This window comes from Paraburkholderia fungorum (genome assembly GCF_046027605.1).
In the GTDB taxonomy this organism is placed as follows: Bacteria; Pseudomonadota; Gammaproteobacteria; order Burkholderiales; family Burkholderiaceae; genus Paraburkholderia; species Paraburkholderia fungorum_F.
In genome coordinates this window covers 135089-160622 of the sequence record NZ_JAQQEF010000007.1, presented here as the reverse complement: position 1 = coordinate 160622, position 25534 = coordinate 135089, and the positions used below count along the sequence as shown (strand labels likewise).

General features: G+C 62.4%; 25 protein-coding genes. 20 read left to right on the top strand and 5 right to left on the bottom strand.

Going from position 1 to position 25534, the window contains the following annotated elements:
• Nucleotides 1-16 precede the first annotated feature (16 nt).
• From PQR53_RS14355 to rpsU, 3 genes are all read left to right on the top strand, one after another.
• Nucleotides 17-1111 carry a phosphoserine transaminase gene (locus tag PQR53_RS14355; RefSeq protein ID WP_408454676.1) on the top strand — a complete coding sequence of 365 codons (1095 nt, stop codon included), beginning with the start codon at nt 17-19 and terminating at the stop codon, nt 1109-1111.
• 311 nt (nt 1112-1422) lie between these two features.
• Nucleotides 1423-2364, top strand: coding sequence for an aldo/keto reductase (locus PQR53_RS14350; protein ID WP_408454673.1), 942 nt, complete (start codon nt 1423-1425; stop codon nt 2362-2364).
• Nucleotides 2365-2720: 356 nt separating this feature from the next.
• The gene (rpsU, locus tag PQR53_RS14345; protein WP_006050883.1) at nt 2721-2933 is read left to right on the top strand and encodes a 30S ribosomal protein S21; all 213 of its coding nucleotides are present in this window, start codon (nt 2721-2723) and stop codon (nt 2931-2933) included.
• A gap of 298 nt (nt 2934-3231) precedes the next feature.
• On the opposite strand, the gene PQR53_RS14340 is transcribed toward rpsU, so the two are convergent.
• Nucleotides 3232-3828 carry a DNA-3-methyladenine glycosylase I gene (locus PQR53_RS14340; protein WP_408454670.1) on the bottom strand — a complete coding sequence of 199 codons (597 nt, stop codon included), beginning with the start codon at nt 3826-3828 and terminating at the stop codon, nt 3232-3234.
• A gap of 140 nt (nt 3829-3968) precedes the next feature.
• Here PQR53_RS14340 and PQR53_RS14335 point away from each other — a divergent pair, with 140 nt between their 5' ends.
• The gene (locus tag PQR53_RS14335) at nt 3969-4850 is read left to right on the top strand and encodes a glucosamine kinase nucleotide-binding domain-containing protein (protein ID WP_408454667.1); all 882 of its coding nucleotides are present in this window, start codon (nt 3969-3971) and stop codon (nt 4848-4850) included.
• A 77-nt stretch (nt 4851-4927) separates the two neighbouring features.
• Nucleotides 4928-5749 (top strand): Cof-type HAD-IIB family hydrolase, encoded by an 822-nt coding sequence (locus PQR53_RS14330; RefSeq protein ID WP_408454664.1) that lies wholly within the window; start codon nt 4928-4930, stop codon nt 5747-5749.
• Between the two features lie 99 nt (nt 5750-5848).
• Here PQR53_RS14330 and PQR53_RS14325 read toward each other — a convergent pair whose 3' ends face one another.
• From PQR53_RS14325 to aqpZ, 3 genes are all read right to left on the bottom strand, one after another.
• Nucleotides 5849-6136 carry a PXPV repeat protein gene (locus PQR53_RS14325; protein WP_408454662.1) on the bottom strand — a complete coding sequence of 96 codons (288 nt, stop codon included), beginning with the start codon at nt 6134-6136 and terminating at the stop codon, nt 5849-5851.
• Nucleotides 6137-6421: 285 nt separating this feature from the next.
• Entirely contained in the window at nt 6422-7117 is a 696-nt protein-coding gene (locus PQR53_RS14320; RefSeq protein ID WP_408454659.1) for a histidine phosphatase family protein, read from the bottom strand.
• 145 nt (nt 7118-7262) lie between these two features.
• A complete protein-coding gene (gene aqpZ / locus PQR53_RS14315; protein ID WP_408454656.1) occupies nt 7263-8003 on the bottom strand; it encodes an aquaporin Z in 741 nt (246 codons plus the stop codon).
• Nucleotides 8004-8293: 290 nt separating this feature from the next.
• Between aqpZ and PQR53_RS14310 the strand changes: the two genes are divergently transcribed.
• A complete protein-coding gene (locus PQR53_RS14310) occupies nt 8294-8596 on the top strand; it encodes an H-NS histone family protein (RefSeq protein WP_115781349.1) in 303 nt (100 codons plus the stop codon).
• Between the two features lie 315 nt (nt 8597-8911).
• On the opposite strand, the gene PQR53_RS14305 is transcribed toward PQR53_RS14310, so the two are convergent.
• Entirely contained in the window at nt 8912-9976 is a 1065-nt protein-coding gene (locus PQR53_RS14305; protein ID WP_408454653.1) for a glycosyltransferase family 4 protein, read from the bottom strand.
• Nucleotides 9977-10679: 703 nt separating this feature from the next.
• Here PQR53_RS14305 and flhD point away from each other — a divergent pair.
• The 14 genes from flhD (at nt 10680) to PQR53_RS14235 (ending at nt 25391) form a co-directional block, all read left to right on the top strand.
• On the top strand, nt 10680-11000 hold the full coding sequence (gene flhD / locus PQR53_RS14300; protein WP_408454650.1) for a flagellar transcriptional regulator FlhD: 321 nt from the start codon (nt 10680-10682) through the stop codon (nt 10998-11000).
• A 385-nt stretch (nt 11001-11385) separates the two neighbouring features.
• Nucleotides 11386-12246: a flagellar motor stator protein MotA gene (gene motA, locus PQR53_RS14295; protein WP_179735069.1), complete on the top strand. Its 861-nt coding sequence runs from the start codon at nt 11386-11388 to the stop codon at nt 12244-12246.
• A 21-nt stretch (nt 12247-12267) separates the two neighbouring features.
• A complete protein-coding gene (gene motB / locus PQR53_RS14290) occupies nt 12268-13275 on the top strand; it encodes a flagellar motor protein MotB (RefSeq protein WP_408454647.1) in 1008 nt (335 codons plus the stop codon).
• A gap of 84 nt (nt 13276-13359) precedes the next feature.
• Nucleotides 13360-13737, top strand: a complete 378-nt coding sequence (locus PQR53_RS14285; RefSeq protein WP_323046736.1) for a response regulator — start codon at nt 13360-13362, stop codon at nt 13735-13737.
• A 120-nt stretch (nt 13738-13857) separates the two neighbouring features.
• Nucleotides 13858-16191: a chemotaxis protein CheA gene (cheA, locus tag PQR53_RS14280; RefSeq protein WP_408454643.1), complete on the top strand. Its 2334-nt coding sequence runs from the start codon at nt 13858-13860 to the stop codon at nt 16189-16191.
• Nucleotides 16192-16284: 93 nt separating this feature from the next.
• Nucleotides 16285-16815, top strand: a complete 531-nt coding sequence (cheW, locus tag PQR53_RS14275) for a chemotaxis protein CheW (RefSeq protein ID WP_408454640.1) — start codon at nt 16285-16287, stop codon at nt 16813-16815.
• Between the two features lie 67 nt (nt 16816-16882).
• Entirely contained in the window at nt 16883-18808 is a 1926-nt protein-coding gene (locus tag PQR53_RS14270; protein WP_408454637.1) for a methyl-accepting chemotaxis protein, read from the top strand.
• Nucleotides 18809-19012: 204 nt separating this feature from the next.
• Nucleotides 19013-20032, top strand: coding sequence for a CheR family methyltransferase (locus PQR53_RS14265; protein ID WP_408454634.1), 1020 nt, complete (start codon nt 19013-19015; stop codon nt 20030-20032).
• Nucleotides 20029-20814, top strand: coding sequence for a chemoreceptor glutamine deamidase CheD (cheD, locus tag PQR53_RS14260; RefSeq protein WP_408454632.1), 786 nt, complete (start codon nt 20029-20031; stop codon nt 20812-20814). The genes PQR53_RS14265 and cheD overlap by 4 nt, the downstream gene beginning before the upstream one ends.
• A 5-nt stretch (nt 20815-20819) precedes the next feature.
• A complete protein-coding gene (locus PQR53_RS14255) occupies nt 20820-21905 on the top strand; it encodes a protein-glutamate methylesterase/protein-glutamine glutaminase (RefSeq protein ID WP_408454630.1) in 1086 nt (361 codons plus the stop codon).
• A gap of 226 nt (nt 21906-22131) precedes the next feature.
• The gene (gene cheY, locus PQR53_RS14250) at nt 22132-22527 is read left to right on the top strand and encodes a chemotaxis response regulator CheY (protein ID WP_179735052.1); all 396 of its coding nucleotides are present in this window, start codon (nt 22132-22134) and stop codon (nt 22525-22527) included.
• 1 nt (nt 22528) lies between these two features.
• On the top strand, nt 22529-23239 hold the full coding sequence (gene cheZ, locus PQR53_RS14245) for a protein phosphatase CheZ (protein WP_408454627.1): 711 nt from the start codon (nt 22529-22531) through the stop codon (nt 23237-23239).
• Between the two features lie 292 nt (nt 23240-23531).
• On the top strand, nt 23532-24077 hold the full coding sequence (locus tag PQR53_RS14240; RefSeq protein ID WP_408454624.1) for a DUF2844 domain-containing protein: 546 nt from the start codon (nt 23532-23534) through the stop codon (nt 24075-24077).
• 15 nt (nt 24078-24092) lie between these two features.
• A complete protein-coding gene (locus PQR53_RS14235; protein WP_408454622.1) occupies nt 24093-25391 on the top strand; it encodes a DUF3443 domain-containing protein in 1299 nt (432 codons plus the stop codon).
• Nucleotides 25392-25534: the final 143 nt, after the last annotated feature.

Genomic DNA, 25534 nt, shown 5'->3' with positions numbered 1-25534 from the left:
GGCTTGTCCACGAATCATGAAATCCAACACATTGAATTTTTCCGGTGGTCCCGGTGCGCTCCCGGAAACCGTGCTGGAGCAAACCCGTGAGGCCGTTGCGCGTCTGCCGGAGACGGGCATATCTGTGCTCGGCATGAGCCATCGATCAGACTGGTTCCGGTCGATATTGAATGAAGCAGAACAGAACCTGCGCAGCCTGCTCGGCATTTCCGATGACTACGCGGTCACCTTTCTGCAGGGTGGTAGCAGTCTGCAGTTCGCGATGATTCCAATGAATTTCGCCACCAGGGCCAGTGCACCGCCAGAATACGTGACGTCCGGCTATTGGAGCGGTCGGGCGACGTCGGAAGCGGCTAAAGTGACCGCGAGAAAGGTCGCGTGGGATGGTCATGCGACGGGCTATCGACAACTGCCTGACCTTCAGGCGCTGGATGTGTCGAGGTCGGCCGCTTATCTGCACTACGTGTCGAACGAGACCGTGGAGGGCTTGCAGTTTCCCAATTGTGAAGATGAGATGCCCGCGCCGCTTATTGCGGATATGTCATCCGATTTTCTGTCGAAGCCCTTCCGGCCAGATTTATTCTCGATGGTGTATGCCCATGCGCAGAAGAACCTGGGTCCTGCCGGGGTGACGGTGGCGGTCATCAAACGGTCTCTTCTGGAGCACATTCCGGATGGCCTGCCGGCTATTCTCGACTTTCGCACACATGTGTCACACGGCTCGAACTACAACACGCCACCGGTATTCGCGATCTATGTCATGACGTTGATTACCCGTTGGCTGCGTTTCGAGATCGGCGGTTTGCATGCGATGCAAAGCATTAACGAAAGAAAAGCGAATCGGCTATACGAAACACTCGACGCTTTGGGCGATGCGGTGACGATCCACGCGGATCGCCCGTGGCGCTCGCAGATGAACGTGGCGTTTACGTTTGGCGATGCGCGGCTCGACGATGCATTTGTCGAGACGGCGCGGGAACAAGGGATTGTCGGGCTGGAGGGCCATCGTTCGATTGGAGGGTTGCGGGCCTCTCTCTATAACGCCGTGACGGAGGAAGCGGTCGATATCCTGACGAATGCCCTGACGGAATTTAGTCTGCAACGCGTGTGAGGTCATTGAGCGGGGCTTGCAGTCGTGTCTCCCGAGGTTCCTCGCACTCCGCAATTCCGGATTGCAGTCGCCTACGAACCTATTACGGCGTTCGATGAGTTCGTGGCTTGAGGGAATCTCGTGGCAGGCACGACGTCTGGCGTCTGCGGGAGCAGCGCGGCGTGGGGAAGAGGCGCGCCAGGGCGTCTGCCTGGATCACGAAGCGCCGTCCCAGATAACTTGAAAGGCGTGGGATCGTCCGGGCGTCGCGCTGCAGAGGCAAGCGAGACGGCGTATTCTCTTGCTCTCCTGTGACATGCCTCGGAGAAATCATGCAAAAGCGCCGGATTGGACGTTCCGAATTAGAGGTCGCGCCGCTTATGTTCGGCGGCAATGTATTTGGCTGGACCGCGGACGAAGCTACCTCGTTCTCTATCCTGGACGCCTTCGTCGATGCCGGGCTCAACTTCGTCGACACCGCCGATGTCTATTCCGCATGGGTGCCGGGCAACCAGGGCGGCGAATCGGAAACGATCATCGGCAAGTGGTTCAGGCAGAGCGGCAAACGCGACAAGATCGTGCTCGCCACCAAGGTCTCCAAGCATCCGCAACGCAAGGGTTTGTCGGCGGCGAACATACAGGCCGCGGTAGAGGATTCGCTGCGGCGCTTGCAGACCGATTACATCGACGTCTATTTTTCTCACGACGACGACGCCGACACGCCTTTGGCCGAGACGCTCGGCGCGTATCAAAAGCTGATCGAGGCGGGCAAGGTGCGGGTGATCGGCGCGTCGAACTACAGCGGCGCGCGCGTGGAGGAAGCCTTGGCTGTGTCTCGCCAGCATGGGCTGCCCGAATATCAATTGCTGCAGCCGGAATACAACCTGTATGACCGCGCGGAGTATGAGCGTGACACCGAACCGGTGGCGCTCGCCAATCAGCTCGGTGTCGTGGTGTATTACAGCCTTGCGAGCGGCTTTCTGTCCGGCAAGTACCGTTCTCAGGCCGATCTGGCCAATAAGGCGCGCGGCAGCCGGGTCGAAAAATATCTGAACGAGCGCGGCTTGCGTATTCTGGATGCGCTCGACCGGGTCGCCGAGCGGCACGGCAGCACCCCGGCCACCGTCGCCCTGGCATGGCTGATCGCTCGCCCGAGCGTAACGGCCCCAATTGCCAGCGCGACGTCGGTTGACCAGCTCAAAAACCTGGCCGCCTCGGTCCATTTGATGCTGACGGGCGCCGATATCCGCGAACTGGACGAGGCGAGCGCCTGATTGCGAGTGACCTGGCGCAATCGCTAAACCCCTGGTAGGATGGAGAGTTTCCTGATATTATCGGGAGTGAATTGAGATCTTTGCCTGTTTCGTCAGTGTTTTTCGTTGATGAAAGGTTGGCGAAACGGCAACAGACGTGGCTTTGGCATTACGTCTGTCCGCGTTCCGCGGTGAACTCCCCACCTCTCTTTTCCGGCCTCCGTGGCCGTTATGCCTCTCGTTTCATTCGTGGTTTGGCCGGGTTTCTACCCGCGTTTGCCTGTTACTGGCCATGAATCGAAACGACCGGAGGGCCGGCGCGTGAGCGGTATCCGCCACGCAATTTACCCCTATCAAGTGATTGAGTTAGGAATTACATGACGACGATTCTTCTGAAAGAAAACGAGCCGTTCGAAGTGGCGATTCGCCGCTTTCGTCGCGCAATCGAAAAGAATGGCCTGATCGCTGAACTGCGTGAGCGCCAATCGTACGAAAAGCCGACCACGGCACGTAAGCGCAAGAAGGCTGCTGCTGTGAAGCGCCTGCACAAGCGCCTGCGCAGCCAGATGTTGCCGAAAAAGCTGCACTAAGCACACTTTTTCGCGCTGCATTCCGCACGCCGAAACGGCGGTGTGAGCTTCGAAAGAAGCCACATCGCCGTTTTGCTTTTGGGGCGGTGATTTGCTTTTGGGGTGCTGAATTGCGTGGGTTTTTTGCGGCTGAGTTTCCGGCTTGTTTTTGGCGTCAGACAGGGCGCGCTACGGCTGAACTCGCGCCTGGATGGCATCAGGCAAACGCCGCAGGGGTGGGATCGCATTCGGGAGTTTCCCTGGATCCTCATCTTTTTGTTAGACGCACGGCGCTAAGAAGTCCGGCACTCGCCGCCTATCAGCCAGCCTTGCGTTTGCGTCCCTTCTTGCCGAGCGCCGCGCACCGCGCGCGACACATGCAGCTTGCCTCGTGGTCGTTCACCATGCCGACCGCCTGCATGAACGCATAGCAGATCGTCGAGCCGACGAACTTGCAGCCGTAGCGCTTCAGCCCCTTGCTGAGGGCGTCCGAAACTTCAGTCGATGCCGGCGCCTGTTTATACGACGCCCAATCGTTCTGGATCGGTGTCTGATCGACGAACGACCATATGAAGTTGGCGAGCGAGCCGTGTTCGGCCTGAATCTGCTGCACGGCGCGCGCGTTGGTAATGGCCGATTCGATCTTGCCGCGATGGCGCACGATACTTTCGTCCAGCACCAGCGCATCGACATGTTTAGGCGTGAAGCGCGCTACCTTGTCGATGTCGAAATCAGCAAACGCGCGGCGATAGCCGGTTCGTTTGTTGAGAATCGTCGACCATGACAAACCCGCCTGCGCGCCCTCCAGCACAAGCAGTTCGAACAGGTGCTGATCGTCGCGCGAGGGCACGCCCCATTCGGTGTCGTGATAGTGTGCGAGCGCATCGCTCGATACCCAGTTGCATCGCTGTGTCACTTTCGCGCTCCCGCGTTGTCATGTCGCCCGTCAGCATAGCGGAAGTCGTGCGCGCTGCAAGCTGGCCATTCGGCCGATTGCGGGATTGAAACTGACCTGCCACGCTATGCGTTATTCACCACTTGAACTCACTCGATTCGATGAATAAAGACCTCTTTCTGATCGGCATTGACGGCGGCGGTAGCGGTACGCGGGTCGTGCTCGGCGACGCGCAGGGCCGTGAACTGGCGCAGGCGGCGAGCGGGCCCTCGGGTCTGGGCCTCGGCGTGGAGCGCGCGTGGCTGGCCATTGAGGCCGGCTGCGCCGACGCGTTTGCACGCGCCGGCGTGCCGCTCGACTGGGCGCGTTGCGTGCTGGGTTGCGGCCTGGCAGGGGTCAACAATCGCGACTGGCTGGCTGCGTTTCGCTCGCAGGCACCGGCCGTAGCCGGGCTCGCGGTGGAAAGCGACGTGTACACCAGCTTGCTCGGTGCGCACGCCGGCGCGCCCGGCGTGGTCGTCGCGCTTGGCACCGGCAGTCAAGCTGCCGTGCTTGATGGCAATGGCGAATGCCGCGTCGCCGGTGGCTTCGGTTTTCCGTCAAGCGACGAAGCGAGCGGCGCCTGGCTCGGGCTGCGGGTCATCGTGCACGCACAGCAGTCGCTCGACGGACGTGTGCCCAAAGACGCTCTTGCGCAGGCGCTGCTCGCCCATACCGGTGCGCATGACTACGACAGCCTCGTGGTCTGGCTATGCGAAGCCAATCAGACAGCCTATGCGAGGCTCGCGCCGATCGTCCTCGCGCATCGCACGCATCCGTTTGCGGCGCGTTTGCTCGGCGAGGCCGGCGTGGACGTGGGCAAAATGATTACCGCGCTCGACCCTTCGGCGAGCTTGCCGGTCGCGCTGTGCGGCGGTCTCGGTGCACCCTTGCGCGAATATGTGCCGCAGATTTATCAGTCCCGTCTGCGCGAGCCGTTGGAGGACTCCGCACACGGCGGTCTGCAGTTGGCGCTGCGCGAAGCGGCTCGCATCAGCGGTTGAGAATCGCTCCGCGCCCAGAGCGCGATCGCCCTGAGACGGTAAAATGCGATCTTTGACGCTGCTGGGCTGCTCCCACTATGTACAAAGTCATCGCCACGGATCTCGACGGCACGCTGCTCAACGCCAATCACCAGGTGGATCCGTTCACGATCGCTACCGTCCGTAAGCTGGAAAGCGACGGGCTGCACTTCGTGATCGCGACGGGGCGCCACTACTGCGACGTGGCGGGCATTCGCGACGTACTGGGCATCAACCCATATCTGATCACGTCGAACGGCGCGCGCATCCACGCGCCGGACAACACGGTGATCCACGCCGACGATCTGCCTCCGGCGATCGTGCAGCGACTGGTGCAGCCCGAAATTGTCGGCGCGCATGGCCGGGTGATCGTGAACCTGTTCACAGACAAGGCGTGGTTGATCGACCGGGAGGCGCCGGACCTGCTTAAGTTCCATCAGGATTCCGGCTTTACCTATGTGGTGACCGATCTGCCGAAACACGACGGCGTCGACATCGCCAAGGCCCTTTACATCGGTGAGCCAGCCGATCTCGCGCACGTGGCGGCCAACCTCGCGCGCGAATTCGGCGACGCGCTATACGTCACCTATTCGCTGCCGGATTGCCTGGAAGTGATGACCTCGAACGTATCGAAGGGGCGTGCGTTACAGATCGTGCTGAAGCGCCTCGGCGTCGGCGCTTCGCAATGTGTGGCCTTCGGGGACAACATGAACGATATCGATCTGCTGGAGACAGCCGGCCATCCGTTCATGATGAACAATGCCAATCCCGATCTCATCACACGGCTGCCGGACGTGCCGCGCATCGGCAACAACTTCGAGGCGGGCGTCGCGCATCATCTGCGCAAACTCTTCTCGCTCGATGACGAACTGATGTCCTGAAAACGGACCCGCCCGCGCCCACTGACGTGGTTGCGGGCCGGCTGTTGCGTCGCCTGTTGCGCCGATTCTGGTTCGCGACCTGATGCCACGGGGCTACGGTTAGTCGTGCCACCCCCCACGGCGATCGCCGCGGCCATCGTGGCCCCAACGGCGGTCGTGGTGATCCCAGCCGCGATTATCCCCGCGCTCGCCGCGATAGTAACGATGGTCCGAGCCGCCGTTGCCGTAATACACCGGCTGCGGCGCTGCATAGACACGGGCAGGCTGGGCATAAACCGGTGCGCCGAGCGACAGGCCGATGTTCAGATCCGTATGCGCCTGCGCGACACCGCATGCGCCCGCCGCGAGTCCGGCAGCAACCAGCAAGTGAGTGACGATGCGTTTCATGTTGTTCTCCTGTGAGGCGACGTATGTTTGTCGCACAGGACCAATTTACGCACTCCGGTCGCCGCTTACTGCGACGAGATGTTACGGACTGCAAGCATCGTCGCAGGGTTTGAACGGCGATAGAAGGAACATTCGAGCGCATCGCTCACTCATCGCTTTCCGCTTGGAGCGCCGTCTTGTAAGGCTTCGCGGCACATCAGAACGGGCCGCCGCCGGATTGTTGCCGCCCGCTGAAAAAAACGGCCAGCCGCGCCCGTAATCGCGGCTTACATCTGTATTACCCAATTAATCAGCTGAGCCGGCGGAAGCGCCCGTCGCGGCTGCGGACGGTGCGCCCGGCAGTGCCGCGCATGGGCAATCCGCTGCGCGGCCATTCAGCCCTTGGCGGTCGAGTTTGAAACTGGCGTGGGCCGTCCCGCTTTGCCACGCAAGACGGACGATATAAATGCTGTCGAAGTCGTCGCTTTGCCAATTGGGGACATCAGCGGCGTTGCCACCGTGCGCGCTCATCATTTGGCGCAACATTTTCACGATCAGCTTGTGTTCCCACGCAACGACAATCAGCTTGTTCCGATTGGCCGGATTGACGAGCGCGGTGCCCAGTTGATCGATCTGAGCGAAGCCGTACGGCGTTTGCACCGGCATCTGGAACTGGATGGCAGTCGGCTCGATGGTCGCAAGCGGCCGAACATAGTAATAGGGATGACCGCTGTCGTCCTTTTGTTGACCGGGATCGGGCGCGTAGATCAGATCCGGTTTGCCGAACTTGGCGGCGATGACTGCTGGCAATGCCAGAGCACGGTTGAGCCCTTGGCAATTGAGCTGGCCGAAACCCTTGGCGGGTTTCTCACCGTGGCGCACGAATACGAGCGTTTCAGTATTGCCGTCCGCGGCATGCGCTGCGGGTAATGCCAATACGCCTGCACACAAAGCGCTGAGGGCGAATGCGACGCCATGCAGGAATCCGCGGAAACGGGTCATCGGTAGCACCTGTGCGAGCTTGGGAAGTCGCACGATTCTAGCAGCGGGCCATTGGCGGACTATCAAGCCGCTCGCACCGTGCGTGCAAAAACAGGACGGGCGCCGTAGCGCCCGCTTTGACTGCCTGAATACGCGCACTCGCTGATCAGTCGAGCGCCAGTTCCTGCGAATTGCCGCGGCGGCTTTCGGCGATGACCGGGTACAACACGCCTGCGATCACCGCGCCGATGATCGGTGCGACCCAGAACATCCACAACTGATCCACCGCTGCGCCGCCCACGAACAGCGCCGGGCCGGTGGAGCGCGCCGGGTTGACCGACGTATTGGTGACGGGAATCGAGATCAGGTGAATCAGCGTCAGGCACAGGCCAATGGCGATCGGTGCGAAACCGGCCGGCGCGCGCTTGTCGGTCGCGCCGAGGATGACGAACAGGAAGAAGCCGGTCATCACCACTTCGCAAATGAAGGCGGCGGCGAGCGAGTAATGGCCCGGCGAGCGCTCACCGTAGCCATTGCTGGCGAAACCGCTGGCGACGAGGTCGAAACCCGGCTTGCCCGAGGCGATCAACGACAGCACCAGCGCACCCAGCACAGCACCGATCACTTGCGCGACGATGTACGGCAGCAGATCGCGAGCCGGAAAGCGGCCGGCGACTGTCAGGCCGACGCTCACCGCCGGATTGAGGTGGCAGCCGGAGATGTGGCCGATCGCATAGGCCATGGTCAGAACGGTGAGGCCGAACGCGAGCGAGACGCCCACGAAGCCGATGCCCAGGCCATGGACCGGGCCGGCGAAGTTAGCGGCGAGGACTGCGCTGCCGCAGCCCCCAAGGACGAGCCAGAAGGTGCCGAATAGCTCGGCAGCAAGGCGCTTTGACAACTGCATGATTGGTAATCCTAAAATGTTTGACGCTTGGAGTGGCATGAATACCAAGTTCGGATACATGCCGTTGAGCGCGCAATTCTAGGGAAAGACAGTCGGATTAGGTGTCAAGAATTGTCAAAGTGAAGTCGCCTTTACCTATTATTACCTGATAAAGCGCTCGTTTTACAATTCATCGACGCTTAATAATTATCAGATGATTTCTTGCTAAATCGGTATTATTGTCCATTGCGAATTTTTATAATTGCAGCTAGTCTGCGAGCGAATGAGTTCTAGAAAAGGGGAGAACCGAAATGTCTCAATATGCAGACCTCAAGGCACAGATCGCCAAATTGCAGGCACAGGCAGACGAAGCCCGGCGCACTGAAATCGATAACGTTGTCGCCGACATCCGCCAAAAGATCGCTGAATACGGTCTAACCGCGCAAGACCTGGGCTTTGCGGTCGCCGCCAAGCGCGGACGCCCGCCCAAGAAGGCACCTCTGCCGGCCAAATACCAGGACCCGAAATCAGGCAATACATGGAGCGGGCGCGGAAAACCGCCAAAGTGGATTGTCGGCAAGAATCGCGAACGCTTTCTGATTGGCGCGGCTTGATAGTCCTGCCGGTGCAGGCGAAAGCCAATTGAAGGTTGGTCGATGGCAGTTGGTTTATACGCATCGCGCTAATCCGGCATGGAAGCGCATCCACCGTTGTATTAAAAAAGCCGCCCTGAAGGGGCGGCTTTTCTTGAGTAGAGGCAGGATAACTCCTGCTAACCGCTCGCGCAAACGATTCACCAGGCAAATTCACTCGCGTTTTGCGTGCAAATCGAAAAACGGCTTAAGTGGCACTAGCGCGGCACAAGACGCGGGACAAGCCCGGCTTAAGCGGCCGGCCGCTTAAAAACGTCAGCCACTTAAGCGCGTCGTTCAACCCACCGCCACCTGGCGCAATACCGGGCGGCGTGTTGCTTCGATCAAGGTCGAATAGCCGTCAACGTAATTCTGGGCCATCGTTTTCGAACTGAAGCGGCGCTCGAACTGCGCGCGGATCTCGGTGCGCGACAATTCGTCCAGACGCTGCAGCGCGGCCACGGCGCCTTGGACGTCCTCGACAATGTAGCCGGTTACGCCGTGGTCGATCACTTCCGGGACCGAACCGCGGTTGAAGGCGATCACCGGCGTGCCGCACGCCATCGACTCGATCATCACGAGACCGAACGGCTCCGACCAGTCGATCGGGAACAGCAGCGCCTTGGCGCCTGACAGGAATTCTGGCTTCTGCGCCTCATTGATTTCGCCGACGAACTCCACGTGCGCCATCGAGAGCAGCGGTTCGATTTCCTTCTTGAAGTATTCCTGGTCGACCTTGTCCACCTTGGCGGCGATCTTCAGCGGCAGACCGCTTTGTGCAGCGATCTTGATAGCTGTATCGACGCGCTTCTCCGGACAGATACGACCGAGGAACGCCAGGTATTCCGGCTTCTTGTGCGTCTGCGGCGTGAGCAACTGCTTCGGCAGGCCGTGATAAATCGTGTTTAGCCAATTGGCCTGCGGCAACGGCGAGCGTTGCGAATCCGAAATTGACACCACCGGCACGTTCGAGAACGCATCGAACACCGGTTGCAGTTCCGGCAAGTCCAGACGGCCGTGAAGCGTCGTCACGAACGGCGTGTCCATGGTCGTGAAGAGCGGGAATGGCATGTAGTCGAGGTGAAAGTGCAGGACGTCGAACTCATGCGCGACCTTGCGGACCTTTTCCATCATCAGGACATGCGGAGCCAGCGCATCGCGAATTGTCGGATCAAGGCGCAGCGCACGCGGCCAGCACGCGTCGAGGTTCGCGGAGGTGACCGAGTCACCGCTCGCAAACAGCGTGACGTCGTGGCCGAGATCGACCAGTGCTTCGGTCAGATACGAGACGACACGTTCGGTGCCGCCATAGAGTTTCGGCGGGACGGCTTCATACAGCGGCGCAATTTGTGCGATTCGCATGCGTTTCTCCTGTTCAAAACGGCTTCGCACAACGGCGCTCGGTTAGAGCGAGGAGCGAATGCCTGACGGACGGTTGGGCGCGGTAAGCCGCCGCCCGGGGGTGTTCCGAACTTGCATCGGGTTATCCCTTAGCCTCATTATCGGGATTGGCCGCGCTAATTCGAGTTATTTTTCAAACACTTAATGTTGTTACAGCGCGAAACATGATGTGTTACAGGTCGGCGGGAGGGCCCATTCGATAGTCGGGAAGCCCGACTGGCGGGGCATTCAAACGCTGGAAATGAAGCGCAAGGCAGGGATTCAGCGCTAAAACGCGCCTCCTACACCCAGTTCATTACACAGAAGTGAAAACGTCTTATAATTCTTTCTCACCTCAATAAGGTGCGTTTCGCGAGTCACCAAGGCTCACTGTTTGGTTCACATTTTGGCTACACCCTCATTCAAAGCGCATCGCGAGGCACAGGCTGCACGCCGTTTCGTCTGCTCCAGACTCCTTTCTGACCTCCGCGTGTAGGAAAAATTCCTACAAGAATGACGGCTTAATCCGCCAAGCAGGCTGGGTGTCTGTCCGATTTTCGTCTGCTCCCCCTTTCGACACAATGCTCGCAAGACCAGAAACGAGCCGATTCGTGCGGTTTCAATCGCGCGTTCGAGCAAACGTTTCCGTAACGGCCTGACCAGCCAGATACACCCCGGGGGAATCATGAGCGCCACAAGCGAAATGCTCAATGAGATCAGAGAAGTCAACCTGTCTTATCTCCTGCTCGCGCAGCGTCTGCTGCGCGAAGACAAGCCGATGGGCATGTTCCGCATGGGAATCTCGGACCAGTTAGCCGACGTACTCGCCAATCTGTCCTTGGCGCAGACTGTGAAGCTGGCGGCGTCCAATCAGGTGTTGTGCCGCTTCCGTTTTGACGACCATGCCGTGCTGTCCGCGCTGGCGAATAAAAGCAAATCCAGCGCCGTGGCTCAGGCGCATTCCGCAATCCTGATGGCGAGCCAACCTGTCGAGCAACTCGGCTGACGGGCGCTCGTAGTTCAAACAAGGCAATGCGCGCGGGAAAGACCCGGAAATTTACCGGTACCCGGGCTCGCGAAAGCCTCGCCGCGCTCAAGGCTTGAACCGCAGGGCGGCACCGCCCCGACCGCTTGTGGCCCGCAGCACCCGCCCGCGCAGATGCCCAACTTTCACGCGCCGCCCCTTCCGGCCCGGCCCTGCTGGACCGACCGGCCCGCCCCGCGCCCTGTCCCTTCCGCCTAACCGGCCAGCGCCTCGCCCGGCCGGCCCGGTTTAGCCCGCCTCTGGTTTACACCGGAGCACCGAGCCGCTTTTCCGTCAAAGTTTTCTGCAGTGTTGCCGTAAACCAGATTAACGACGGTCACCGTCGCTTCTTTGTGAGGGCTCGGCAGTGCTGATTTTCGTGGGAACACTCGTGACGCTTTTGTCCGTTTTCGGCGGTTACGTGCTGGAAGGCGGCCATCTCAGCGCGCTGCTGCAGCCCGTCGAAGTGCTGATGATCGTCGGCGCCGGGGTCGGCGCGTTCATTCTCGGCAATGGGATGAAGACGATCAAGGCGACAGTGCGCGTCATCCCAACCCTCTTCAAGGGCGCGAAATACAACAAGGACGTCTATATGGAGCTGATGGCGCTCCTTTACGTCCTGCTGGCCAAGGCGCGCAAGGAAGGCACGCTGACGCTGGAGGCGGACATCGACGATCCGTCGAAGAGCCCGATCTTCACCCAATACCCGAAGATCCTCGCCGACAAGCACATCATCGAGTTCCTGACCGACTACCTGCGTCTGATGGTGGGCGGCAACATGAACGCGTTCGAGATCGAAAGTCTGATGGACGAGGAGATCGAGACGCATCACCAGGAAGGCGAGGCGCCCGCGCACGCCCTGAACAAGGTCGGCGACGCGATGCCGGCGTTCGGCATCGTGGCCGCGGTGATGGGCGTGGTGCACACCATGGCCTCCGCCGACAAGCCGCCCGCGATCCTGGGCGAGATGATCGCTCAGGCGCTGGTCGGCACCTTCCTCGGGATTCTGCTTTCATACGGGCTGATCGGACCGCTCGCGAGCGTCGCCGAACAGCGCGTGACCGAGTCGACCAAGATGTTCCAGTGCATCAAGGTGACGATTCTCGCCAGCCTGAATGGCTATGCCCCGGCTATTGCCGTCGAATTCGGCCGCAAGGTGCTCTTCTCGACCGAACGCCCGTCGTTCGCCGAGCTGGAAGAGCACGTGCGCCGCGTCAAAGCCAAGTAACGGGCGCCGGGAACCGATCCGATGAGCAAGGACAAAGACCGCGCCATTGTCGTCAAGCGCGCCGCGCCGAGGAAGGCCGGCCACCATGGCGGCGCGTGGAAGCTCGCGTATGCGGACTTCATGACGGCGATGATGGCGTTCTTCCTGCTGATGTGGCTGCTGAGTTCGGCCTCCTCCGTGCAGTTGAAGGGCATCGCCGATTACTTCAACCAGCCGTTGAAGCTCACGCTGTGGGGCGGCGATCGCAGTGCCGTGGATTCGAGCATTCTGAAGGGCGGCGGCCGCGATATTTCGACCAACACACCGGGCGTGAATCACTCAACCGACGGGACCAGCAGCCGCGCCGAACTCGCCGCCATGCATCGCGACGAAGATTCGGTCGCCCAGACGCAGGGCGAGATGGAACGCCGCGAGCAGGTCCGTTTGCACGATTTGCAGGTCAAGCTGATGGCCGCGATCGAAGCGAACCCGGTGCTGCGCCAGTTCAAGCAGCAGATCCGCATCGACTCGACGCTGACCGGCCTGCGCATCGAAATCGTCGACTCGCAGAAGCGGCCGATGTTCGCGACCGCGAAAGACGTGGTTGAACCGTATATGCGCGACATCCTGCGCGAAATCGGCCACACGTTGAACGACGTGCCGAACCGCATCATCGTGCAAGGGCACACGGACGCCGCGCAATATGCCGGCGGCGAGAAGGGCTATAGCAACTGGGAATTGTCCGCGGACCGCGCCAATGCATCGCGCCGCGAGCTGATCAGCGGCGGCATGGACGAGGCGAAGGTGATGCGCGTGCTCGGACTCGCGTCGACGCAGAACCTGAACAAGGCGAACCCGATGGACCCGGAAAACCGCCGCATCAGCATCATCGTGCTGAACAAGAAGTCGGAGGAAGCGCTTGACCATGACGACTCCACCACGACCACCTTGTCGGACGACGCAGCCGGCTCCAAGCCGCTGCTGCAAAAACTTGCGCAACCGGTGACGGTTGCACCGAAGGTGCCGGCGGCAGTGCCGGCAGCCCAGTAACAGACAGTGGTCGGCTAACCGGACCCTGCGCTCAGAGGGCGCGGACGGCCAACCGATCCATAGCATAAGTGCAGCGAGGTTTTCATGATCAGGCACATCCTGGCAATCGACGATTCGGCATCGATGCGGCAGATTCTCGCCGCCACGCTGACGACGGCCGGCTATGAAGTGACGCTCGCGGCGGACGGCAACGAAGGGCTCGAAAACGCGCTCGCCATGTCGTTCGACCTCGTGCTGACGGACCAGTACATGCCGGGCAAGACCGGCCTCGATCTGATCACGGCGCTGCGCGGCAACCCGGCCTACCAGGCGACGCCCATCCTTGTCCTCACGACGGAATCCGGCGAGCCGTTCAAGGCGGCGGCGCGGGCCGCGGGGGCGACCGGCTGGATCGAAAAGCCGCTCGACCCCGACATGCTGACCGAACTGGTGGCGGCGTTAGCTGAAACGGACCCGGCATGAGCGCCACTTAAGCGCCACCTGAGCGCTATATCAGCGCCACCTTTAGACAAGTTATAGAAGCTCTCGACGCGGCGGCACGGCAGCCTAAGCCTAGACAGGAACTCTCGCGGTGACCCAGGCATGACACTCGATATCACTCAGTTCTATCAGACGTTCTTCGACGAAGCGGACGAACTGCTCGCGCAGATGGAGCAGTTGCTGCTCAATCTGGACATCGCGCACCCGGACCCCGAAGACCTCGCGGCGATTTTCCGCGCGGCGCACTCGATCAAGGGCGGCGCGGCGACGTTCGGTTTTACCGCGCTGACGGAAACGACCCACATTCTCGAATCGCTGCTCGACCGCGCGCGCAACAACGAACTCACCTTGCGCAAGGACATGATCGACACGTTCCTCGAAACCAAGGACGTGTTGTCGGGCCAGCTCGCCGACTATCGCGCGAGCGCCGAGCCTGACGCCGCGGTCGCGAAGGCGATCTGCGCGAAGCTCGAACAGTTGCATCAGGAAAGCCGCCTGGGCGACGCGCCGGCGGCGGCATCTCAGGCAGCCTCCGCGCCGGTAGCAAGCGCGGCAGCAGTAGAAGCACAAACCGCAGTACAAACAGCAGCACAACGTGGCAACCCGCCCGAGCACGTCGTCGAACAGGCGGTGCAAGTGGTGCAGGCGGCGGGTGAATGGACTGACGGCGAACCGGCACAGACCGGGCAAGCCGCGGGCGTCGGTGAAGAAGCCGGGCCCCATCTGAAAATTACGCTACGGGGCGTAGGTGAGAAGGACCAGGAACTGCTGGCCGAAGAGCTCGGCAACCTGGGTAACATCGTCGGGCAGGTCAAGAGCAGCGGCGAACTGACGCTGTGGCTCCAGACCGATGTAACCGCCGACGACATCATCGCCGTGTGCTGTTTCGTGATCGACGAAAGTCAGATCTCGATCGGCCGCGGCACCGCACCGGCGGACGAGACGCAGCAAGGCGAACCTGGAACGCCCGACGCTGCCGATTCGTCCCCGGCGCAAGCAGCGCAGGCGGAGCAGGCAGCATCGTCGGCACAGGCGGCCCACACCGCTGCGCCCGCTCAAGCCGCTGCCACGCATGGATTGTTCGACACCTCCGCGTCGCAAGCGACGACCCCGGCGCCCGCCGAAGCTGCACCCGCAGCGGCGAGCAGCGCACCGGCGGGAGGCTCGGCAACCACCGCGGCGGCGACCAGCGCAGCGGCCGAACACGACCGCAAGGCGGGCCGTCCGGCCGCGGCAGCAGGCGGCGCGGAAGGCAGTTCGATTCGCGTCGGCGTCGAGAAGGTCGATCAGCTGATCAACCTGGTCGGTGAGCTGGTGATCACGCAGGCGATGCTGGCCGAGACCACCAGCACGTTCGATCCGGCATTGCATGACCGGCTCTTCAACGGCATGGCGCAGCTCGAGCGCAACGCGCGCGATCTGCAGGAAGCGGTGATGTCGATCCGCATGATGCCGATGGATTACGTGTTCAGCCGCTTCCCGCGTCTGGTGCGCGATCTGGCGGCGAAGCTCGGCAAGGAAGTGGAACTCGTCACCTTCGGTCAGGCGACCGAACTCGACAAGAGCCTCATCGAACGGATCATCGATCCGTTGACTCACCTCGTGCGCAACAGCCTCGACCACGGCATCGAAACCGTGGCGGCGCGGCGCGCGGCGGGCAAGGACGGGACGGGCCAGTTGGTTCTATCGGCGGCTCACCATGGCGGCAACATCGTCATCGAAGTGAGCGACGACGGCGCCGGTCTGCGCCGCGACAAGATTCTCGCGAAGGCGGCCAAGCAGGGCATGCAGGTCAGTGAAAGCATGACCGACGACGAAGTCTGGAACCTGATTTTCCTGCCGGGCTTCTCGACGGCGGAGCAGGTCACGGACGTCTCGGGCCGCGGCGTCGGCATGGACGTGGTGAAGCGGAACATCCAGTCGATGGGTGGTCACGTGGAAATCACCTCGCATGCGGGCAAGGGCAGCACCACGCGGATCGTTCTGCCGCTCACGCTGGCGATTCTCGACGGCATGTCGGTCAAGGTCGGCAGCGAGATTTTCATTCTGCCGCTCAACTTCGTGATGGAGTCGCTGCAACCGCGCGCCGAGGACATCTATACGGTGGCCAACGGCGAACGGGTGGTGCGCGTGCGCGGTGAATATCTGCCGCTCGTCGCGTTGCACGAGGTCTTCAACGTCGAAGACGCCAAGCAGGAACCGACGCAGGGCATCGTCACCATCATGCAAACCGAAGGGCGCCGCTTTGCGATGCTGATCGACGAGCTGGTGGGGCAGCAGCAGGTGGTCGTGAAGAATCTGGAAACCAATTACCGCAAGGTGCACGGCATTTCCGCCGCGACCATTCTCGGTGACGGCAGTGTCGCGCTGATCGTGGACGTGGCGGCGCTGAATCGCGAAACACGTCATGCGCACGGCGCGATGAGCCTCGCATGAGATCCGTCATGGCATTCCCACTGGCAGATGTAACGCGCACAGTTTTCGCAACACTCACTCTATTTATTTCATCCCAACCGTTTGGGGGCTAACGTGGCAGAAGTCCAATCCATCAATTCGAACGTCGCGAACGGTACGAATGGCCGCCGCGACGCGCGGCAAGCAGAGGCCGGCGGTCAGGAATTCCTCGTCTTCACGCTCGGCGCCGAAGAGTACGGCATCGACATTCTCAAGGTGCAGGAAATCCGCGGCTACGACAACGTCACGCGTATCGCCAACGCACCGGAGTTCATCAAGGGTGTGATCAATCTGCGCGGCATCATCGTGCCGATCGTGGACATGCGCATCAAGTTTCATCTGGGCCGCGTCGAATACGACCATCAGACCGTCGTCATTATCCTGAACGTCGCGCATCGCGTGGTCGGGATGGTGGTGGACGGCGTGTCGGACGTGCTCACGCTCGCCGCCGACCAGATCATGCCGGCGCCGGAATTCGGCGCGACGCTGACGACCGAATATCTGACGGGACTGGGCACGGTCGACGGCCGCATGCTGATCCTGATGGACATCGAGAAGCTGATGACCAGCCGCGAAATGGCGCTGATCGAATCGCTCAGCGCCTGAACGCCGGGCCGCCGGAGCGCGTCAGTTCGCGTGAGTACGAAAGATAGATCGAACAGGGAGTGCCAAGATGCTGAGCAGGTGGTCGATTCGCACATCGCTGACGATAGTGGGGATCATTCTGGTTGCGCTGACGGTAGTGGTCGGCGGGCTTGGTCTAACCGCGCTGAACGGCGCGAGTCAGTCGCTCGACCGTATCGCGCGCGGCGATCTGGTCGCCATTCATGCGATCGACGATGCGTCGTCGTACCTGTTGCGTTCGCGTCTCGCGATCGATCGCTTCAACACGCTCTCGGCCGCCGGCAACGCGGACGAAGCGAAGAAAGCGATCGATCGCGCGCAGGAATTGCTGACCAACGGCAATCAGAGCTGGCAGAGCTATCTCGATGCGCCGAAGAAAGGCATCGATCAGGCGCTTCTCGACGACGTGGTCGCGAAGCGCACGAGCTTGATGCATGACGGCATCGATCCGGAGTTCGCGGCCCTGAAGGCCAACGACATGGCCGCCTATCACGCAATCGCCGATACGAACATCAGCCCGATGTTCATCGCCTACGACAATGCCGCATCGGCGGTGATCAAGGCACTCCAGCAAAGTGCCGTGGATCAGCAGGCAAGCGCGCAAGCGAACATCTCGTTGATGACCACGTTGATCATCAGCGTCACCGGGATCGCGTTGCTGCTGGTCGTGGGTATCCGCTTCGCGCTGCGTGGCCTGATCGTGCAGCCGCTGAACGATGCGACGGCGTGCTTCGAACGGATCGCGTCGGGCGATCTGTCCGAGCAGATCGAAGTATTCAGCCGTAACGAAGTCGGCCGCCTCTTCGCCGGCATCAAGCGAATGCAGGACAGCATGGCGGCGATGGTGAGCGCGGTTCACAGCAGCACCGAATCGATCGACACCGGCGCGCGCGAGATCTCCATGGGCAACACCGATCTTTCGCAACGCACCGAGCAACAGGCCGCCTCGCTGCAGGAAACCGCCTCGAGCATGGAGCAGTTGACCGGCACCGTGCGCCAGAACGCCGAGAATGCGCGCCAGGCGAGCCAGCTGGCCGTCAATGCGTCGGATATCGCAACGCGCGGCGGCGACGTGGTGAGCCAGGTCGTCACGACGATGGAGGGCATCGCGGCCAGTTCCAACAAGGTCGTCGACATCATCGGCGTGATCGAGAGCATTGCCTTCCAGACCAATATTCTCGCGCTGAACGCGGCGGTCGAAGCCGCGCGGGCAGGCGAACAGGGCCGCGGTTTCGCGGTGGTCGCGGGCGAAGTGCGCAGCCTCGCGCAGCGTAGCGCGAGCGCCGCGAAAGAGATCAAGGAACTGATCGGCGACTCGGTCGACAAGGTGCAAAGCGGCTCGGCGCTGGTCGGCCGCGCGGGCACCACGATGGACGAGATCGTGCAGGCGGTGCGTCGCGTGACGGACATCATGGGCGAAATCAGCGCGGCTTCCGAAGAGCAGTCGGGCGGTATCGAACAGGTGAATCGCGCGGTCGTGCAGATGGACGCGGTGACGCAGCAGAACGCCGCGCTGGTCGAACAGGCTGCGGCGGCGGCGGCATCGCTCGAAGACCAGACGCGTCAATTGCAAGCGGTGGTGAATGGCTGGAAGGTGGCCGGCGGCCAGAGCCGCACGGGCGCCACCGGGGTGCGTACGCAAGCCGCGATGCGCGCGAACGGCGGCACGAAGGGCAGCGCAAACAGCAACGCGGATGGAGCGACGGTCGGCGGCAAGACTGCTCAGCCGGCCAAAGCACCGCAGCAGGCGCACGGCAACGCCGCCGCGCATTCGGCTGCAAGTTTGGCAACGCACACGGCGACCCAGGCGGCAAACCACGCAGCACCGGCTTCGGCTACTCATGGCGCCGACGCGGCACGGGTCGAGCCGGCTCTGAAACCGAGGACGGCCCGCGCCGCAGCCGAATCCACAGCACGTCCGGCCGCGGCAGGCACGGCGTCGGCGGGATCGGACGCGGACTGGGAAACGTTTTAGGAAGTGGCACAAAGACATGCGGTCATTCGGCATCTCGCTCCATGACGGGCGAATCATCGAAGCACGCTTAACAGGCGTGTCGCGGGCCGACTGCGTGTTTGCAGAACTCGCGGGCGGGCGCGACCCCGCGAACACAACCCCTTTCTCCCGAAGCAATCCTTTGGGCGAAAAGTGGGATGGCTCGTATCGCAGGCAGGAACTTTCATGATGGCAACGCGCGCGCAACAACCTCCGCGTCGGGCAGGTCCGCAACCGGCACGTCCGCAACCGGCAAGTCCGCAACCGGCAAGTCCCGAACGGGTGGAACCGGCCAGACCCGGCGAGCAAGGACGGGATTTCGAATTCACGTCGGCGGATTTCGCCCGCATTCGCGAGCTGATTCATCGCGGCGCGGGTATTTCGCTGTCGGATCACAAGCGCGACATGGCGTACAGCCGTCTGGCGCGACGCCTGCGCGCCCGTGGCCTCGAGACCTTCAAGCAGTATCTCGATCTGCTCGAAGCGGAAAACGATCCGGCCGAGTGGGAAGCGTTCACCAATGCGCTGACCACCAACCTGACCGCGTTCTTCCGCGAAGCTCACCATTTTCCGATCCTCGCCGAGTTCGTGCCGCGCCGTGCGCAGCCGGTCTCGGTGTGGTGTTCGGCGGCCTCGACCGGTGAGGAACCGTACTCGATCGCGATGACGCTGATCGAAGCGCTGGGTGACAGCGGCGCGCGTCAGGCGAGCGTGCTCGCCACCGACATCGACACGCAGGTGCTGGCGAAAGCCGAAGCCGGCATGTACCAGTTCGACCAGGTGAAGCATCTGTCGCCCGAGCGGCTCAAGCGCTTCTTCCTGAAGGGGACGGGCGCGCACACCGGCATGGTGAAGGTGCGCCCCGAAGTGCGCGCGATGGTGCGCTTCGAACAACTGAACCTGACTGACCGCGACTACGCGTTGCGCTCGCAGTTCGACGCGATCTTCTGCCGCAACGTGATGATCTATTTCGACAAGCCGACCCAGGCGCAGGTGCTCGCGCGCTTCGAGCCGCTGATGAAATCGGGCGGTTTGCTGTTCGCCGGCCATTCGGAAAATTTCACCTATGTGACGCAGGCGTTCAAGCTGCGCGGCCAGACCGTCTACGAACTGACGCGCGACGCCGGCGCCGGCACCGCCGCGCGCACGCCGGGACGCGCCACGGGCCAAGCCGGCAGCGCCAAGACTAGCGGGGTGACCGCATGAGCAGCAGCCTGCCGATTGCGACGAATCTGTACTTCGACAATCATTTCCAACGGCCCGGCGTGAAGCTGTTGCCGAACGAGTTCTACACCACCAACGAAGACATGGTGCTCGTCACCGTGCTCGGTTCGTGCGTCGCGGCCTGCATCCAGGATCGCACGGCGGGCATTGGCGGCATGAACCATTTCATGCTGCCCGACGACGGCGCGGACGCCGGCCAGCCCGCGTCGGATTCGATGCGCTATGGCGCATATGCGATGGAAGTGCTGATCAACGAGCTGATCAAGGCCGGCGGCCGGCGCGAACGCTTCGAAGCCAAGGTGTTCGGTGGCGGCGCGGTGCTGGCCGGCATGACGACGATGAACATCGGCGATCGCAATTCGGAATTCGTGCGCCGCTATCTGGCGCTCGAAAAGATCCGCATCGTCGCTGAGGATTTGCAGGGAAACTATCCGCGCAAGGTCGCCTTCATGCCGCGCACCGGCCAGGTGATGGTGAAGAAGTTGCGCTTGCAGCAGGAGGCAGGCGTGGCCGAGCGCGAACAGGCGCTCGTGCGGCAAAGCGCCGAAGCGCGTGCCGAGCGGCTCGCGGCGGCGCGCCGACGGGTCGAGTTGTTCTCGACGCCGGCCGCCACGCGGCCCAAGGTGGAGCTGTTCGGCGCGGCAGGTGCGGCAAGCCCGGCAGGCAGCGCGAGCACGGGTGCAAGCAAGCCGCGCATCGAGCTGTTCGGGTCAAGCCCGCGCCCAATTAATCCAAACAACGCCAGAACTACAGAGGAGGCGTGAGCGCTGTGCAAAAGATCAAAGTACTGTGCGTCGACGATTCGGCGCTGATCCGCAGCCTGATGACGGAGATCATCAACGGCCAGCCGGACATGACCGTCGTGGCGACCGCGCCCGACCCGCTGGTCGCGCGCGAGCTCATCAAGCAGCACAACCCGGACGTGCTGACGCTCGACGTCGAAATGCCGCGCATGGACGGCCTCGACTTCCTCGAAAAGCTGATGCGTCTGCGGCCGATGCCGGTCGTGATGGTGTCGTCACTGACCGAGCGCGGCAATGAAATCACGCTGCGCGCGCTGGAACTCGGCGCGGTCGACTTCGTGACCAAGCCGAAGGTCGGCATTCGCGACGGCATGCTCGAGTACGCGGAAAAGCTCGCCGACAAGGTGCGCGCGGCCGCCCGCGCGCGGGTGCGCCAGGCCGCGCCCGCCCAGCACGCGGCTACGCATGCTGCGCCCGTGGCCGCCGCTACGCCGCTCTTCAACAATCCGCTGCTCAGTACCGAGAAACTGATCATCGTCGGCGCCTCGACGGGCGGCACCGAAGCGATCCGCGAAGTGCTCGTGCCGCTGCCGCCGGATGCGCCCGCCGTGCTGATCGCGCAGCATATGCCGCCGGGTTTCACAAAATCTTTTGCGCAACGCCTTAATGGTTTGTGCCGGATTACCGTTAAAGAGGCAGAGCACGGCGAACGCGTGCTGCCGGGACACGCGTATATCGCGCCTGGCCACGCTCACCTGTTGCTGGCGCGCAGCGGCGCGAACTATATTGCGCATCTGTCGGACGAACCGCCGGTGAACCGGCATCGGCCGTCGGTGGACGTGCTGTTCCGTTCGGCCGCGCAGCACGCGGGCAAGAACGCGGTCGGCGTGATCCTGACCGGAATGGGGCGCGACGGCGCCGCCGGACTGCTGGATATGAAAAAGGCGGGGGCGTACACCCTCGCGCAAGACGAAGCGAGTTGTATCGTCTTCGGTATGCCGCGCGAAGCTATTGCGCTCGGCGCCGCGGACGAAATTGCGTCACTGCCGGAGATGAGCCGTCGCGTGATGGCGCGTCTGTCGTCGATGGGTGAACGCGTACAGCGGGTATGATGCGCGGGCCTGACGGCGAGAGCCAGGCATGGGACCGGAGTAAGCGCTAAAGCGCCAACTCCGGCCGACAGCCTTGCATGGGGCCGGAGTAAGCGCTAAAGCGCTAACTCCGGCCGACAGCCTTGCATGGGGCCGGAGTAAGCGCTAAAGCGCTAACTCCGGCCGACACGGACCTGACAGAACTGGCGGTCACGCGCCGCACCATGGATCAAGCAAAGGGAATGAAATGGATAAGGGAATGAAGATTCTGGTGGTTGACGACTTTCCGACGATGCGCCGGATCGTTCGCAACCTGCTCAAAGAGCTCGGCTACTCGAACGTCGACGAGGCGGAAGACGGTCAGGCCGGCCTCTCGCGTTTGCGCGGCGGGTCGTTCGACTTCGTGATCTCCGACTGGAACATGCCGAACCTCGACGGTCTGGCCATGCTCAAGGAAATCCGCGCCGACGCGAGCCTCACGCATCTGCCGGTGCTGATGGTGACGGCCGAGTCGAAGAAGGAAAACATCATCGCGGCGGCGCAGGCCGGCGCGAGCGGTTATGTCGTCAAGCCGTTCACCGCCGCGACACTCGACGAGAAGCTCAATAAGATTCTTGAGAAGATGGCGAAAGCCGGGAGCTGATGTGAATCTGCCGACCAACGCGCAAGGCGCCGAAGCGGTCAACGAGAGCGGCGACTTCGCGTCCGACCGCATCCTCGCCCGTATCGGACAACTGACGCGCACGCTGCGCGACTCCATGCGTGAACTCGGGCTCGACAAGCATGTCGAGCGTGCGGCGGAAGCCGTGCCCGATGCTCGCGACCGTCTGAAGTACATCGCGAACATGACCGAGCAGGCCGCCGAGCGCGTGCTGTCTTCGATCGACGTCGCCAAGCCGATTCAGGAGCAGTTGCAGAAAGATGCCGGCGAGCTCGATGCACGCTGGGAGCAATGGTATGCGGCGCCGATCGAGCACGACGAAGTGCGCGCGCTGCTGCACGACACGCGCACCTTCCTGCGCGGCGTGCCCGAGGCGACCACCGCGACCAACACGCAGCTGATGGAGATCATGCTGGCGCAGGACTTCCAGGATCTGACCGGCCAGGTCATCAAGAAGATCACGGATGTCGTGTACCTGATCGAGCAGCAACTGCTCGGCGTGCTGGTCGAGAACATCGCGCTCGAGCGGCGCGAGCAGTTCGCGGCGAATGCGGCGGCGCTGGCGGCCGAGCCGTCGTCCACCGGCAGCCCCGAACATCTGTTGAATGGTCCGCAGGTCAATCCGGAAGGCAAAGCGGACGTGATGCAGGACCAGTCGCAGGTCGACGATCTGCTGGCGAGCCTCGGCTTCTGATCGACGAGTGACCCGCGGGCGGCCTGTGGGCTGCCCGCAAGGGCGCGACACCGGACCGGTATGTGCGGCAAGCCACGCCTGCGCATGCGCTTGCTGTCTGCTGACACAAACCACTGGCATACTACGAGTTCAAGCAGCGGCACGGCTTGCCGGTGAGAAACAGTCACCGGCCGGTGGCACGGTGAGGCAATCCTCCTGAGTGCGACCACGGCAGTGTCGTATGATCTGCATACATGCGGCCGGTTCGCACGAGGTGCGAGCCGAGCAGCAGCAGCTCGGGAGGAGCCTCGTTATGTGGAGTCGCATACGCCGCGCCGGGTTTGTTATGGCCCTTGCATTGCCTTGTTTGCTGGCCGCCACGCAGTCCGCCCATGCGGGACTGGGCGGCGCCCCAATGACACCCCCGGCGGATTCATCGGTTTCTTCCCGCACCGTGCAGCTTGGCACCAGCCCGGCAACGGCTGCGCAAAGCGTGATGCGTTCTGCCTCCAGTGCTGCGTCTTCGGTCCCTGCTTCCACGTCCTACACCGTGCGTGAAACCACGCTCGGCAACGGCACCGTTGTGCGTGAGTATCTGGCCGCGGACGGTTCGGTCTTCGGCCTTGCCTGGCGTGGTCCCCAAATGCCGGATCTCAACGATCTGCTCGGCAGCTATTTTCCGCAGTACGTGGCCGGCGTGAAAGCCGTGCGCGCGGCGCGCGGAGGCGGTCATGGCCCCGTCGCGGTCGACCAGGGCAGCCTCGTGGTCCGCTCCGGCGGCCACATGGGCGCGTTCAACGGTCAGGCCTGGTTGCCGCCCGCGCTGCCCGCCGGCGTCAGCGGTTCCGACATCCAGTAAGGGCGAGGACAAACGATGCGAACCATGCATAGTGTTGTAAAGCTCAAGGGCTGGGCGCGGGCCGTCGTGGCCGTGGCCCTGGTGTCGGCGCTGGCGGCATGCGGCGGCGGTGGTGGTGGTGGCGACAGTTCGAATAACAATTCGCTGAACGGCGGCTCGCTGCCGGCCAGCCCGACCCAGCAACCGATAGCCGCGACCGCGGCGAACACGGTGCCGATCACGGTTGGTCGGGGTGTGAGCGGCGTCATCAATATTCCGACGGTTAGCGTGAAAGTTTGCGCGCCTGGCTCGGCTTCCAATTGTCAGACCATCAACAATATCCAGGTCGATACCGGTTCGTTCGGGCTGCGCGTGGTCGGCTCGGTGCTGAATGCATCGTTACTGCAAGCGCTGCCGGTTAGCACGGTGGCCGGCAGCGGCGCGCAACTCGCCGAGTGCGCAACCTTCGCCGACGGCTACACGTGGGGCACGGTGCGCACTGCGACAGTGGCGATCGGTGGCGAGACGACGACCTCGGCCATCCCGCTGCAGATCATCGGTGACAAGGCCGCCAGCACGGTGCCCTCGCGCGGTTGCGCCAGCGGTTCGGCGGAAAACACCGCCGGCGATCTCGGCGCAAATGGCATTCTCGGCATCGGCACGGCACCCACGGATTGCGGCGCAACCTGCGTCGACCCGGTGACGGCAGCCAACTTCAGCAACTATTTCTCGTGTCCGAACGGCACCTCCTGCGTCCGTACCGCGGTGCCGCTCAACCAGCAGGTCGCTAATCCGGTCGCCAGCTTTGCGGTCGACAACAACGGCGTGATCGTGCAGATGCCGCCGGTGTCCAACACCGGTGCGCCATCCGCCATCGGCACGCTGGTGTTCGGCATCGGCACGCAGTCGAACAACGCGCTCGCAGCCTCGCAGACCTTCACCACCGATGCCTTCGGCGACCTGAACAACAGCGTGTACAACGGCACGACCGTGCAGGCGTTCTTCGATTCGGGTTCGAACGGCTATTTCTTCGCCGATAACTCGCTCCCGCTGTGCAGCAGTAATTTCGCCGAGTTCTATTGCCCATCGGCCGCGCAAACCCGGTCGATTACCCTGGCCGGTGTGGGAAGCGCAAAGGCCGGCGTCAGCATCGGCATCATGAACGCGGCGACGCTGTTCAGTAACACCAGCAACTTTGCGTTCAACGACCTGGCCGGGCAGATCGGCGGCAACAGCAGCTTCGATCTCGGTTTGCCATTCTTTTATGGCCGCCACATGTATTACGGTTTCGATCAGACGGCGAGCGGCGGTCAGGCGCCTTACGTCGGTTTCTGAGCCGCGTGGCGAAAGCGTAAGAGCCCGTCGGATACCCGCGCGAAGCGGCGCGGGTGTCCGATTGAGCGGAGCTGGCATCCGTAATTAATCACGCTCGGCCGACTGGCCCTCAGTTAGCCGCCCGTAGCCCGCGCCCATCGCCC